The sequence below is a fragment of the Methylophaga thalassica genome (assembly GCF_030159795.1).
Taxonomy (GTDB): Bacteria; Pseudomonadota; Gammaproteobacteria; order Nitrosococcales; family Methylophagaceae; genus Methylophaga; species Methylophaga thalassica.
This window is the reverse complement of the sequence record NZ_BSND01000003.1, coordinates 381057-394912: the sequence shown is the minus strand read 5'-3', so window position 1 is coordinate 394912 and position 13856 is coordinate 381057. Positions and strand designations below refer to the sequence as shown.

15 protein-coding genes are annotated in these 13856 nt (G+C 46.4%); 7 read left to right on the top strand and 8 right to left on the bottom strand.

Annotation, left to right across the window (positions count from 1 at the left end; genetic code table 11):
* Positions 1-12: 12 nt before the first annotated feature.
* The 5 genes from QQL60_RS02060 to QQL60_RS02040 all read right to left on the bottom strand — a co-directional run bounded on the left by QQL60_RS02060 (position 13) and on the right by QQL60_RS02040 (position 4061).
* Positions 13-981, bottom strand: a complete 969-nt coding sequence (locus tag QQL60_RS02060) for a FecR domain-containing protein (protein ID WP_284722252.1) — start codon at positions 979-981, stop codon at positions 13-15.
* Positions 982-984: 3 nt separating this feature from the next.
* Complete coding sequence (locus QQL60_RS02055; protein WP_284722603.1) at positions 985-1161, bottom strand: sigma factor-like helix-turn-helix DNA-binding protein; 177 nt, start codon at positions 1159-1161, stop codon at positions 985-987.
* A gap of 108 nt (positions 1162-1269) precedes the next feature.
* The gene (locus tag QQL60_RS02050; protein ID WP_284722251.1) at positions 1270-1497 is read right to left on the bottom strand and encodes a sigma factor; all 228 of its coding nucleotides are present in this window, start codon (positions 1495-1497) and stop codon (positions 1270-1272) included.
* 79 nt (positions 1498-1576) lie between these two features.
* Positions 1577-3157: a peptide chain release factor 3 gene (locus QQL60_RS02045; RefSeq protein ID WP_284722250.1), complete on the bottom strand. Its 1581-nt coding sequence runs from the start codon at positions 3155-3157 to the stop codon at positions 1577-1579.
* 256 nt (positions 3158-3413) lie between these two features.
* Positions 3414-4061, bottom strand: a complete 648-nt coding sequence (locus QQL60_RS02040) for a LexA family protein (RefSeq protein ID WP_000854920.1) — start codon at positions 4059-4061, stop codon at positions 3414-3416.
* Positions 4062-4178: 117 nt separating this feature from the next.
* Here QQL60_RS02040 and QQL60_RS02035 point away from each other — a divergent pair, with 117 nt between their 5' ends.
* From QQL60_RS02035 to eexR, 7 genes are read left to right on the top strand one after another with little or no spacing between them, the layout of a single operon-like run.
* Positions 4179-4430 carry a helix-turn-helix domain-containing protein gene (locus QQL60_RS02035; protein WP_000451746.1) on the top strand — a complete coding sequence of 84 codons (252 nt, stop codon included), beginning with the start codon at positions 4179-4181 and terminating at the stop codon, positions 4428-4430.
* 55 nt (positions 4431-4485) lie between these two features.
* A complete protein-coding gene (locus QQL60_RS02030; RefSeq protein ID WP_031500537.1) occupies positions 4486-5355 on the top strand; it encodes a hypothetical protein in 870 nt (289 codons plus the stop codon).
* Complete coding sequence (locus QQL60_RS02025; RefSeq protein ID WP_007105460.1) at positions 5342-6004, top strand: DUF6475 domain-containing protein; 663 nt, start codon at positions 5342-5344, stop codon at positions 6002-6004. Before QQL60_RS02030 ends, QQL60_RS02025 begins: the two co-directional genes overlap by 14 nt.
* On the top strand, positions 5991-6539 hold the full coding sequence (locus QQL60_RS02020; RefSeq protein ID WP_284722249.1) for a lytic transglycosylase domain-containing protein: 549 nt from the start codon (positions 5991-5993) through the stop codon (positions 6537-6539). The genes QQL60_RS02025 and QQL60_RS02020 overlap by 14 nt, the downstream gene beginning before the upstream one ends.
* Positions 6536-6835, top strand: a complete 300-nt coding sequence (locus QQL60_RS02015; protein ID WP_000210563.1) for a flagellar transcriptional regulator FlhD — start codon at positions 6536-6538, stop codon at positions 6833-6835. Before QQL60_RS02020 ends, QQL60_RS02015 begins: the two co-directional genes overlap by 4 nt.
* Positions 6832-7365, top strand: a complete 534-nt coding sequence (locus QQL60_RS02010; RefSeq protein ID WP_000566753.1) for a FlhC family transcriptional regulator — start codon at positions 6832-6834, stop codon at positions 7363-7365. The genes QQL60_RS02015 and QQL60_RS02010 overlap by 4 nt, the downstream gene beginning before the upstream one ends.
* Before the next feature lie 57 nt (positions 7366-7422).
* Positions 7423-7854, top strand: a complete 432-nt coding sequence (eexR, locus tag QQL60_RS02005) for an entry exclusion protein EexR (protein ID WP_108945891.1) — start codon at positions 7423-7425, stop codon at positions 7852-7854.
* Between the two features lie 32 nt (positions 7855-7886).
* Here the strand turns inward: eexR and QQL60_RS02000 are convergent, their stop codons facing one another.
* From QQL60_RS02000 to QQL60_RS01990, 3 genes are read right to left on the bottom strand one after another with little or no spacing between them, the layout of a single operon-like run.
* Complete coding sequence (locus QQL60_RS02000; protein ID WP_284722248.1) at positions 7887-11456, bottom strand: conjugal transfer protein TraG N-terminal domain-containing protein; 3570 nt, start codon at positions 11454-11456, stop codon at positions 7887-7889.
* 3 nt (positions 11457-11459) lie between these two features.
* Positions 11460-12848, bottom strand: a complete 1389-nt coding sequence (locus QQL60_RS01995) for a conjugal transfer protein TraH (RefSeq protein ID WP_025610843.1) — start codon at positions 12846-12848, stop codon at positions 11460-11462.
* A 2-nt stretch (positions 12849-12850) separates the two neighbouring features.
* Positions 12851-13795, bottom strand: a complete 945-nt coding sequence (locus QQL60_RS01990; RefSeq protein WP_284722247.1) for a thioredoxin family protein — start codon at positions 13793-13795, stop codon at positions 12851-12853.
* Positions 13796-13856 lie beyond the last annotated feature (61 nt).

Sequence of the window (13856 nt, the reverse complement as noted above, 5' to 3'; positions counted from 1 at the left end):
AGACCAAAAAAATTAAACGGTCTGTTTTGGTCTGAGCATAATCCAGTAACGCGTTCTATAAACTAACTCAATCTGCAATGTTGCAGATAACGCTCGTAATACTTGCTCAACATCGATTAATGGATAAGTCCCCGAGACTCGGCGGGTGGCTATTGTCGGGTCACAACGTAACCATCCATGGTGATAATTTTCCAATTCTGTTAATACGTCAGCCAGAGCCATGTTATCTGCTATTAACATATGCTGTTGCCATGCCAATGCCTCTTCTCTGGCAGGAACAACCGAAGCCGACTGGTCAGCAGCAAAGCTGATTTGATGACCTGCTTTAATCAGTAACGTCGGAAATCTATCCTGTCTGATGATATTAACAGCACCTTCATACACAGCAAGTAATGCCAGATTTTCACGCTGTTTCACATAAAAACGTGTGCCCAACGGCTGCATATCAGCCCACGGTGTTTTTAATAAAAAGGGTCTATTATCTTTTGCCGTGGTGATGAGTACATCACCCGCCAGCAATGTGAGGTAACGCTGTTGCTCTGAATAATCTACTGATAATGCCGTATTGGCATTCATATAAACTTGGGTGCCATCTACCAGTGTCACCTGTCGAGTCTCAGCAATCCCTGTATGGTAGTCAGCCATTAAGGGTGCAAGAAACGTATCATTCTTTAAAAATGCCCAGGAACCACCACTGATAATGGCTACACCGGCCAATGACTGTAAAAAATGACGACGACTTTTAGCCGCTTTATTTAATGATTGGTGAGTCACCACGCGTGAAAGCGGTGAGCTTAAAGAACTCAGCTCGTTATTGACCTGTTCGATTCTTGACCAGGCGATTTGATGACTGCTGTCAGCCTCAAGCCACTCCTGCCATTGCTGTCTGAGCACATGGTCATCATCACGTTCGCTCAAGCTCAGATACCATTCAATCGCCTCTAAGGCGATCTTTTGTTCTATTTGAATGGCTTCAGTCATTTTTTATTTCACGCTGATCGCAAAATAGCATTGAGCAGCAGCACGACCCAGGTAGCGTTTAACGGTAGAGACCGAAACAGACAATTTCTCAGCAATTTCCTGCTGTTTCATTCCATCCAGTTGCGCATAAAGAAATGCCCGCTTCACATCCAGTGGCAAACCTTGTAATCGCTGATTAATCGCTACTATCGACTCTATAATAATAGCCTGCTCTTCTTCAGAGGGATGTAAATCTTCAGGTATGTCAGAAATCGCTTCTAGATAGGCTTTTTCAACATATTGACGGCGTCAGTGATTAGCCACACTGCGCTTGGCCAGCGTGGTGAGAAATGCACGCGGCTCTTCTAATAAGAGCTGCTCCTCACGCGACAATAAGGTCACAAAAATATCATGAGAAATATCAGCAGCTGATTCCGTTGACTCGACTTTGCTACGAAGCCAGCGAAATAACCAAGAATGGTGCTGTCGGTAAAGACTAGCTATGGTTTGTTGCTCTGACTCCTGATAAACGGACATACATTGCCTGACGAGTTAAATAAATGAGAATCATTATCATATAATACATAACCGCAATCAAGCAATACTCATTCAATCATCAGAGATGTTCGCGTGTTGCCCGGAAATCGATATCAGGCCAGCGTTCCATCGTCAGGTCAAGATTCACTCGGGTAGGAGCGATATAGGTCAGATTACCCGCACCATCCAATGCCAGGTTTTGTGATGCTTTCTTTTTAAACTCTTCCAGTTTCCGCACATCATCACAATAGACCCAGCGTGCGGTATACACCTGAACCGCTTCATAAGCACATTCGACGTTATATTCACCTTTCAAACGATGGATTACTACATCGAACTGAAGCACACCCACCGCACCCAAGATCAAGTCGTTATTATCCAAAGGTCGGAATAACTGAGTTGCACCTTCTTCACTCAATTGCTGTAAGCCTTTTAGTAAGGCTTTATTCTTGAGTGGATCTTTCAGTCTGACCCGACGGAATAACTCAGGCGCAAAATAGGGAATACCGGTGAACTGAAGATCTTCACCTTGAGTGAAGGTATCACCTATCTGAATGGTGCCGTGATTGTGCAGCCCCAGAATATCGCCTGGATAGGCTTCTTCTGCCTGCTCACGTTCAGCCGCCATAAAAGTCACTGCATTTGCGATTGTTACATCCTTGCCAATACGCGCCTGATGCAGCTTCATCCCTTTTGTGTATTTGCCTGAACACACACGTAAAAACGCAATACGGTCACGATGTTTCGGATCCATATTGGCCTGAATCTTAAACACAAAACCACTGAAGGCTTCTTCAGCGGCATCCACTTCACGTGTTTTGGTTTCACGCGGCTGTGGCGGTGGTGCATATTCGACGAAAGAATCCATTAATTCGGTAATACCAAAGTTATTCATCGCTGAACCGAAAAACACTGGCGTCAAACGCCCGGCCAGAAATTCATCCAAATCAAATTCATGACTGGCACCACGAACTAACTCAATTTCTTCACGTAAATCTTCGGCCATACTGCCAAACAGTTCATCCAGTCTTGGATTGTCCAACCCTTCAATAATTTCTCCGGCTTCTTTACTGTGTGGTTCGAATATATGCACACTGTCATTCAGTAAATGGAAAATACCTTTAAAACCTTTCCCCATACCAATTGGCCAGGTAATCGGTGCACATTGAATATTCAGAATCGTTTCGACTTCATCAAGTAGTTCAATCGGTTCACGACCTTCGCGGTCGAGTTTATTAACGAAAGTGAGAATCGGCGTGTCACGCAGGCGACACACTTCCATTAATTTAATGGTCCGTTCTTCAACACCTTTCGCGCTATCAATCACCATCAGGGCCGAGTCAACCGCCGTTAATGTCCGGTACGTATCTTCTGAGAAATCAGCATGGCCCGGTGTGTCCAGTAAGTTGACTATACGGTCACGGTAAGGAAACTGCATCACAGATGAAGTGACCGAGATCCCACGCTCTTTCTCCATTTCCATCCAGTCAGACGTGGCATGACGATCAGTTTTCCGGGATTTGACACTACCGGCCATCTGAATCGCACCACCGAAATAGAGCAGCTTTTCAGTTAATGTCGTTTTACCGGCATCGGGATGCGAGATGATAGCAAAGGTCCTTCGCTTATTGATTTCATTGAGAAAATCTTGGTTTGCCATGTATAAATTCTTTTAGTTTGTACACGGATTTGTACACACTTTTGGAAGTACTCTCTTTTCAGTTCTTCGCTTGTCAAATCCGTCGTGTTAATCGTAATTGGCCGCTATTTTCGCTGATCTTGACTTTATAAACAATCAATGGTTATCTAATCGGTTACCATTTACTCTCAGCGTGCGCCAATGCTCAGTTGTAGCTGTTTGCAATCGTTGCTTCTTCAGCTCATGAACAACTGTGGCTAAACCACAAAATCCTTCGCTACCAGAAATCGATGATAGCTTGTCGTACTACACCGATGATGGTGCAGTTGCCGTTGATCGGTATTGCAGGGTATTGCGGGTTCAAAGGTTTTAGATACTTCTGTTCACCATCAATAACCAACTGCTTAAAGGTTGCTTCTTTCGAATCATCCAAACGCGCAACAACCAATGAACCTGAAGAGTAAGGTAACTCAGGATCAACAACGATCACTGCTCCCTCAGGTATGGATTTTTTTCCGCTTGGATTTTCCATACTGTCGCCTTTTACGCGAAGTGCGAAACAACCCTCATGTGCTTTCCCAGTGACTTCACGCCACTCCTCAGCATCTTCATGGGCAAATCCCTCCGCTATTTCAGTCCAATCACCAGCCTGAACCCAGTTAATGAGAGGAATTCTTCCCTTAATATCAGGCCCGACTTCTACATTACCGACCCCCAAGCCAATCTCGCCATCACCTGTGGCGAGCCAATGAGCATTCACGCGAAGCGCCTCCGCGATCTGCATGGTGTAACGAGACCTAGCCGATTTACCAGAGCAAATCTGGCTGATCGACTGCTGTTTGATACCAATGCGACGAGCCAACTCAGACTGAGTCACCCCAGTAAGCTGCAAGGCATGGTTTAGTCGTTCGGATAAAGTTTTCATAAGCCCGTATTCTACAAATAAAACTGTAGCCTTTCAACAATTTTAACTGTTGACTTAACTACAGTTTAAACTGTAACATTCAATCTTGTAACAGTTTTTATTGTAACAGGAGACGGTATGGAAGTGTTCAACACGACACAAAAACATCTCCGCCGTGCCATTGACTTGGTAGGCGGGCAATCAGCATTAGCACGAGCCATCAACTCAAAACAGCAAAACGTCTGGTTTTGGTTGAATAAATCAGGGCGTGTTCCCGCTGAATTCGTTTTACCCATCGAACAAGCTACGCAAGGACAGGTAACCCGATCCCAGTTAAGACCGGACATCTATCCCGAATGCCCAAGCGAGCTGAAAGCCAGTAACCAGTAGGATTAAGGGCAAATAATGGTCAGCATTTTACGTAAACACAAAAGCGAGTTCCTCCATGCGTGATTATGGCAAGGTCTATACCCGCTTTTGGCTAAAGCAAAACGTTTTGTCCTGGAGTGACTCTGCGAAGTTGCTAGGACTGTATTTGCTTACATGCCCACATTGTAATTTGCTTGGCTGCTTTCGACTGCCGATTGGTTACGTTGCTTCTGACTTGAACTGGGATGAGCAACAGGTTGCCAAGGCGTTAAGTGAGTTAGAACAAGATCAGTTCCTCATTCGTTGCGAGGAATCCGGTTGGACTTTGATTCGAAGCTTTCTGAAGCACAACCCAATCGAAAACCCAAACCAAGGTAAGGCAGCCTTTCGGTTGCTTAAAGATGTACCTGCCGACTTCGTTGGTATGGCATCGCTTTTGAAATCTCTTGCCGCTTTTCAAGCTCGGCTACCAGAAGAATTTTCATCATTGTTTATGCCTGATGGCAACCCGGTAAGGGACTCTCAACGGTCGGATGACTCTGAGAGAAGCAATAAACCAACAGTTAAAACTGTTGACCACATACAGTTTGAAGACTTCTGGGATGTACAAATACGCAAAGAAAAAAAAGCGAAAGCCAAAGAAGAATGGCTACGCATGGGCCTCAATGAAGACCATGAACTCGCCTTGGAAGTGCTAACACGCTGGAAAGAGCAACGAGACAACCGATTGCAGTATCAAGATCGGACTAAGACCCCTATGCCACATAACTGGCTTTTAAACCGGCAATGGGAAGACGAGTACGTTCGCATTGATGAAGTACAGCAATCATCGACGAGCCTAAAGGGCAGCAATCACCAATTGAATATTGAAGAAAGCAATCGTCGCATCGCTGAAAGCTGGGCCGGACCAGGTATTCGGGAGGTTCGTTCAAGTGCAGGAGGTTGATAAACGCGAGTTTGCTGAAGTTTGGGGAGCAGCTTGGGCCATGTATGGCAAAAGCGTATCACCGCAATTGCTATCCATCGCATTTGAAGCCCTTCGTGCTTATAGCATTGAAGAAGTGCGAATCGGTCTGACTCGGCATATTCAATCACCGGATACTGGGCAATTTTTTCCAAAGCCCGCTGACGTCATCAAGCATATCGATGGCAACTCGGGTTCAAGAGCCATGGTTGCTTGGAACAAAGTTGACAAGGCTGTTCGTCAGGTTGGCGCTTGGACATCCGTGATGTTTGACGATGCACTTATCCACCGCGTGATTTCAGACATGGGGGGATGGGTTGAACTCTGCAAGGTTGACGACAGGGAATACCCCTTTAAGCAAAAAGAGTTTTTAACACGCTACCAGGCTTACTTACTGCGGGACGAAGTGGGTGAATACCCAAGGCTATTACAGGGTATTGCAGACCATCAGAACCAGCAAAAAGGATTTGATATGCAAGCGCCGGTTGCCGTGGGCGACTGGTCAAAAGCAGCACAAGTTTATACAAGAGGCATCGCTGACTTTAGCGCAGTGCCTTTGAAAAGAATAAGTCCGAAAGCCATTCAGGCGCTTCTCGGAAATCAATTAGAGGACAAAAATGAAAACGATTAAAGCAAAAACCATTGCCCTAGTGATAGCCATGTCTGCAAGCACTTCAGTCTATGCGTTTCCGGGCTATCAGTGGGAAAAAGCAGCACAAAGCGTTGGTATTGATCCAGTCATGCTCTACGCCGTTGCCTTAGCTGAGTCGGCCTCACATCGTGGTCTTAACATGACCAGTCCATGGCCATACGCAATTCGCAATGGTTCAAATGCAACCTACGCGAAATCTATGACAGAAGCTGAGCAACTGTTAAACCAGGCACTTCAAGAGAGTGAAAAATACCAGCTCGATATTGGGCTAATGCAAATCAATTTGCATTGGCATGGGCATCGGGTGAGCTCAGCGACGGAACTGCTAGACCCCATCACCAACCTTACCGTCGGCTCAAGTATTTTGGCCGAAGCAATCAAGTCTTCACCAAACGATTTAGAGCTTGGCATAGGCCGCTATCACAGTTGGAACGAAGAGCGTGCACGCTGGTATGGGCAAAGAGTACTTTCTATCTATCGCAATATTTTACATGAACTGGAGGTCCGTCAATGACAACCAATCAACAAGACTTCTATCAATTAAATTTGGCGTACCTACACGCAGCACGAGAATTAGCGCGAATTGATCCGCAAGAGGCGGTCTTGCGCTTTGGACTTACACGCGATGTGGTTGATGCTCTGATTAATGCTGGTGTTGACGACCTGCAACGAGTGGCGACCTCATCATTCATGCTGTTTCAACCAAGGGGTAACCAAAGCCAACTGATTGAGATGGTGAAGAGCAAAGGCACAGGTATCCCAAGAATCGCTTATTTATTATCAACCTTAAACAACAAGGGGGATGCATGATTGATAACCTGTCCAAAAGTGAGCTGTTTACCCGAGCCTCGCTGCTTATTAAATACGGATTTCGAACAACCATTATCGCGCTCGATACAGGTTTGCCAATCCACATTATCAGAAGGCTTCACAAAGAAGTGACTGGCAAGTCACCTTGTCCTGGTCAATTGCCAGAATCTGATGCCATCGTTAAAAGCAGAAGAGCATTAGTTGAAGGCTCTCTGCTGATGGCGCTTTATGTCAATATTGGTGGTGATAATGTCTACAAGCAATTAAATATCGATGCTTTGATGAAGGCTTACGATGCGTATTTGGTTGCAAGAGAAGAAGCAGATCTTCCAGCTGAGATCCCCTGGAAAAAACTGACCATCAATGAAGGTTGGGTTCTAGCTCGTGATTTAAGATCACAGCTTGCATCCTTACACCGGTGTCGATGCGGCAGTCTGTATTTGACGGTATCACAACAGCGCATTCAGCTTAAATGCCCTGTGTGTGAGATTATGGCCGAGCAAACCACTAGAGCACTTTTTGAGAACTAACATGCTGATGCATGATTTGATTGTGCACCGCCCGTGCACTTTGAGAGTACGAAGAAGATGACAAACTTACTTAAATCTTTACCAGCACGCTGCTGGTTTATATCACTGGGGCTTTTTCTGGCGACTTTGGCTGCGGCTCATTTCTTTCCATCAGAAATATTAACGGCATCTGCCAAGTTAGCGGCTTTGCCATTTCTGTTCTGCACCGTCGTTTTTTTCAGCTACTTGGGATTCAAAGCAACTGCTAGTCCTATCGGCCTTATAACCATCACCACTATGTTTTTAGCAATCGCATATTGGCAAGCGAGTTGGGCAATTTTATGTGTCGGTTTAGCTTTCTTAGGCTTAAGCGGACTAATCCATTTATTTCAAAGACAACTGAAAGATACCGGGCGAGAACTAAGCCTGAGCGAAAAAAAATATTGGTACTGGGTAAACGAATTTGCAGACGGTCGCTCATCTATCCTCCCCAAAAGGCCAAAAAAATAGCCAGCCCATCACAAGCTGGCTACCTTCTGTTTTTAGTTCCTTCCTGAAGCCTGGTTATAGGCCCTAATATCGATCAAGTTGTTCTGAGCATAATCTCCCGCAAGGGATGCATTTGAGATCACTGCAATCTGCTTATCCACAAATGCTTTATCTTCTTCGGACACACTGTCGGGGATGTAAGCACCGCTCTCATCTTTTTGACGATACTCATTTAGCATTTGCTCCCTTAGACCAAGCATTTCAGGCGACCAACTCGATGAATCTTCAGAGTTGAAAACGCGCCCCGCCAAACCTTCATTGAAAGCTTGAGCGAACACTTGACTTTGAATCGGGGTCAATCCCATTCTCTGCCCTTCGCTGTATGCTTCCTGTTTAAAATCATCGGCATACTGTTCTAAGAACTCACCATATCGATTGTTAACTGCCGCACCGAATGCCCCAGCCAACATGGCTTCAGACTTAGTACCCCAGTTTACTTCGGAGGCATACTGCGAACTCGATCCACTGAATGCATCATTAAACGCCGTCAATGGATTTTCCAAAGAGGTTCCGGCGTCAACGGCTGCTTTTAAGCCATCCCAGGTTGATTTACTGGCCACCGTTGCATTGTGCAAGAAACCTCGTGAGCCAGGATCTTCAAGCGCTTGTTCTTTGTAACTCTCATAGTCTTCGCCAAAGTGATTCAAGGTATGCAGTGCTGCATCAGTATGCTTGCCACTGAAATCACCAATAGCACTGGCGCTGTTGAAGAACATTTCAGCACCAGAAACTCCGCTATCATCAGCCATAATGCGTGCTCGCCACTGAGACCCAGCTTCACTGTTTAGTCCAGATTGATAGGTACTTGTGTCAGAAACTACGGCCTGTTGGGCTTGTTGTTGATGCGCATTTAGTTGTCCATCAACACCAGACAAATTAGTTTGGTAAGCTGATTGAGCTGCGTTGAACTGAGTTTGAACAGTTGCAGCATCCTCGTAGCCGCCCAATACACCCGATTCCACTTGGCTTTGAGTGCCACCAAAAGTAGGTGCAGCTGATGACAAGCCTTCATTAGAGCGCGGTTGAATTGATCGTAAATCGGCTCCGGTAGCCATGGCCATAACAGTCATTGCTGCTTGATAATCATTGTCGCGTTCAGCGGGCGTCGATGAGTTGCTATAGGTTAAAGACTCCATAGCTGCGGCCACATACGCCTGATTATCATCAGGTAGCAAGCGCTGATACATTGGAAGGTTTTCACGTAATCGGTTACCTGCTTCAACATGCTGGTTCATATAGCGACCTAAATAATCCATGACATCAGGATTATCCGCTGCTAATCGAGTTAACGTTGCACCATCCGTGTTCCTTTGTCCTGATAGACTGTAGCTGGCCTGATCAAGCTCACTAAAGCGGTTTGATGCCGTGATAACGTCTTGTGCTGAACTCTGAAGTGACTGATAGTCTTGGTTAGACAACGACATTTCAACGCCAGAACGTCTTGAATCTGAAAGGTCCTTAACCATGGCATCGCGAAACTCAGCACGTCGTGAATCACTCGATGCCAAGCTTTGCATCTCCCCAGTGAGCGTATTTGCGGTCGTAGACCGAGAACTGCCTTCTGACGACTCAACTTGGCCACTAAAGTTACCACCTAGATCCAACCCAGCTCGTACCCTTGATAGTTTTGGTACACGAGATGAATCTGGCTTATCCATTCCTGGTAGGTTGCCTTGTGGGGAGTCATTCCCCCCTGTACCAAGTAATCTTCCCAAGAACCCTTTATCTGCTACTTCTTTATCACCGGTATTTGTAATGGTTCCATCTCCACCGACCCTAAGGCCTCCCGATAACACGCCCGATACCAAGCCACGTACAGCATCTTTTTTATCGTCTCCAAAACCATACCGAGTTTGCAGGTCATCAGTAACCTGATTAACAACGGCGCTAGATGCGGAATTAGAAGAACCGATCTGACGTCCAACCGAAGAAAGGTTGTCGTAACTTAGCTTTTCACCAAAAGTTCGACTCATGGTATTGCCAACTTGACGGCTAAAGGCTTGAGTTGCCTGAGTCATGGATTCTTTTGCAGAACCGACCATTGAACCCACCGCATTTCCGACAGAGAAACTGCTTAGTAGGTTTGACGCGCCGGTCATAGCAGAACCTGTGAGGGCTGAATTTTGGAACATTGACTGTGATTGCATCACCGGGGCATTTTTCGCGACATCTGGACTTGCCATCTTTTCATCAATGGCATCACCGTTTTGAAGACGTCCAGCCAAGTGGGTAGCGGTTATTGCTGAGCCATACACGAGCATGAGCGAAATCGCCGGAACACTCGACGCCAACATGCCGCCAGTAGCTATCCAGGTTTGCAGCACTGAATCCATCTGCATCATCCCAGCAAAAGATGGCACTTCTGTACCTGCAAAGGCATCAAGAGCCGACATTTTCCCAGCAACGGTTAAATGGATATATAGGTTAATGATGGCCATGACAGGCATCCAAAGTTGAATCCAAAGCAGGATTAACAAGTACTTCCCGGCCATTCGCATCCCGATTTGGCCAAGGGCAATCACAAAGGCCATCAATGGGGTGATGGCGTAAATGAAACCCTCAAAAAACGTCATCATCGGACGAACGATACTTTGGAACAGGGTCTGCTCCGCCGCCCATTGTGTATTGCGCTGCTCAATCGCTTGGTTAACCATGACGGCTGCGGTGAAAGCTTGATCATCCATATACTTGCCCGTCACGCTTTGCTCATAAATAGGCAAAAGCACCGACGCGGTCATGTACTCTTGGGTGTTTACTGAAGCCAAACCAAGGTTATTCAGTGCATTTCGGATAACGTCATCAGTATCCGTTGCTGACGAAGTCCCCAATGAGGCTGACAGAACCTGTTTAAGCCTTGGAATGAAGGTTGATTCTGTCATGAGTTTCAGTTGGCTATAGGCATCGGTGCAGTCCAGATCGCTACTGCTACCACTGAGCATGATTCGAGTGCCATAAATGCGCGAATCAAACCTAATCGCAGTCATCGGGTTAGGATCACTCAGCACCTGATCGAGGTTCTTTTGGCCAATGTCGATACCAATCAAGGTGCACTCTTTGATGTAGTTAAACCACGATTGCTCGATGTCCGAACCGGCGACACGATTTGCATCACCCAAACCAGAGCGATCCATCACCTGTTTTCTCACTTTAATCAGTGACTGTAAACTGGATGCAAAGCCGTATTCCGTCATGGCGGGAGTTGAGAACGCCGTTTCAAACAATCGTGTGATTTGAAAGCCAACAGTCGAAATCGTACTGCCTGCGGCAGCAACACCGATGGGCACATTATCAACCACTCGAACTTGTCCCGTGTACGCATCCTCAATGCTCACTCGGGTACTGGGTCCAAACATGGTTGCAAAGACTAGCCATGAGACTAAAACGTGTTGAAAGTTAATCCCACGGCCACCTTGCATTAAGGCCTGAACAGAGACCATCAATACCCCAATGAGCAAGCCAATCCGAACCATTGAAGTAAAGTCGCCTGTACCAGTGATCATCGCGACAGCATTCAGGACCTGCTCTAAAAAAGCCGAATCCCCGATAGAATAGATTTCCCACATTATCTATTCCCCCAGCGCCGTAGATTTAACGGTGTAATAACGCTGTTTGCGAATGGTCTGAATCACCTGATTAAAATGTGCCAGTAATTCTTGCTCTGAACCGTATCTTCGCTGTAACGCGGCGTACTCCTCATTGATTTGGCGACGTGCACGTTCAAGGTCTTCGGTTAACAACTTCGCATAGGCATGATCTTCCACACCAGAGGTGCTTCTAGCTGCGTTGAGCATGTCTTCAACCAATGCCCGGGCCATCTCAACAGCAATAAATGGTGCTGCCCGTGAAGCAAACGACCTAGCGGCACCTTCATTTAATGCAGAAAGTGTTCGAATCATGCCGCCAATGCTCGCGGGAGCCGAGGTCATAAAAGCCTTTTCGGTGGTGCTAGCAGCCCCTGTATTTCGAGCAAACTTAAAAATAATGCCGTTACTAGAACCTGTACCTAGAAGTAAATTTTCTACCTGGGTTGATAACCCGGTTAGGGTCACGTTAGTGATTGTCGGATTCAGACAGCCGTCTTGTGTCACTGTGTCACATCGGTACATAGCGACGTTACCGCCATGAATTAGATGCTCAATAGTCACTTTATTGCCATTCAGTCTGGTCAGTTTTGGGGCTTTACCTTGACCATCAGCCGCATTAGCCAAATCACCAACGATGATCGAACCAGTCACCGACATAACCGCTTCAAGAAAACGATCATCCCCCGATGCAAACCAGCTTGATGCCGAGTGACGTTTCAGTGCTCGCCAGACCAAGTTACCTTTAATTGTTTTGTTCACATCAGATGCCGCGACACTTGAAGCGTTCTCATAAGGGTTCTTACCATTGGACTCACTCCAACTGGTAAAAATGTCTCCAGCCCCTTTAAGTGAGCTCAACATGCTGGCTTCTGTTTGCCCCTTTTTACCAAAAGCAGCCAGGGTATCGTTCACGACTCCCTGAGCCATTTGACAGGAATTGCCAAAATACTCGTTCAACTGCTGGATTTTCTTTTGCAGTGTCTCCATGTGCTGAGAGCATTTCTCACACATAGCACTGAGCGCTAATTGGAATGCGTATCCCTTGGCATTTGCCGCTACAGAGCGAAGTAATTGAACAAACTGATCTGCATTAACAAATGACAAACTTCCAGCGAACATATCAATGCCGCCACAACCTGCTTGGAATGACGGAGGCACCATTGAGACGAGGTTCTCGTTCATGATCCTGTTACGGACAACAACGCTTCCACCAGATATAACGCCACGCCGCTGACTCTCGAATACACCAGGCGCAGTGGTGTTGGTCATTGAACCAAACAACTGATTCATCTCCTGTTGCAAGCTTGCTTGGCTCATAGATGAAAAACCAATCGCACAGGCGATTAGCGATACTCGGAATACTTTTTTCATTGTTATAACCCTCCTTGTGCACGCAGATAGCGAACAAGGAACTCAGGGTCCTGTAATATCTTCTCGTTAAGCTCTTGGGCTGACATCGCGAGTGACACGCCGGGCTGAACAGGTCTGGTGGCATAGTAAGTTTGATCGTCAATCCAACCGGCTTGATGGGCTGCGAGAATGATTCGATTATTGAGCTCATCAAGGCTCATTGCACCTTGGCCAATTGGAGTAATAACATTAGGCGGGTCTACTAAGAACACAGCTGGAACAGTCGTAACGGACAGGGATTGAGCTTGTCCTGAATCGACTTTGTAGTTTGGAAATTCTCCACCAGGTAAAGGCAAGCCATCGACAGCAATAGCAAACACCTCGAAACCGTAGTTCAAAGCCATGGACTCAATAATTGGTGCTTGAGCATGGCAGTAAGGGCAATCCGAACGATAAAAGAAGAACAAGCCTGCTCGCTTTGCTACTTCACCTAAAGCTACATCACGTTGAGCGCCAGCTTCTCGATCCATCCGATTGGCGGCATAAGTCGCCAATGGTCTACGACTGATTTCATCCAAAACAGGATCGCCCATGACCACCTGCTGACTAACATCAGCAAACTGTGAACCCTTATCCATCATGACGCGCTGAAGATACAGATAAGCCCTGACATTCTCATTCGTCGGCTCATCAATTGCCTTGTCCATGAACGACTGCATGTGCTCACGAAACCAGGCAGCACTGAAAGGCGTTAGCCCGCTCTGACTCGACTCTGCCGCACCAGATTCCGGCTTTATAAGCTCTTCATCCTCCGCTGGCTCAGGAATGACCTGATACCAAAACCAGCCTTCCTGACCACGCTGATAGAATTGCCCATCACTAGCATGGGCGGGCAAGATGAATAGAAAGAAAATAATGATTGGGATGGTCACCCATAGGATAAACCAAGGTAACAAAGGCGTTCTCATTGTCAGCTCCAGAAAATTTCATAGAGCTAACATGCTAAAGATCCACGTTAGAGCGATTGAA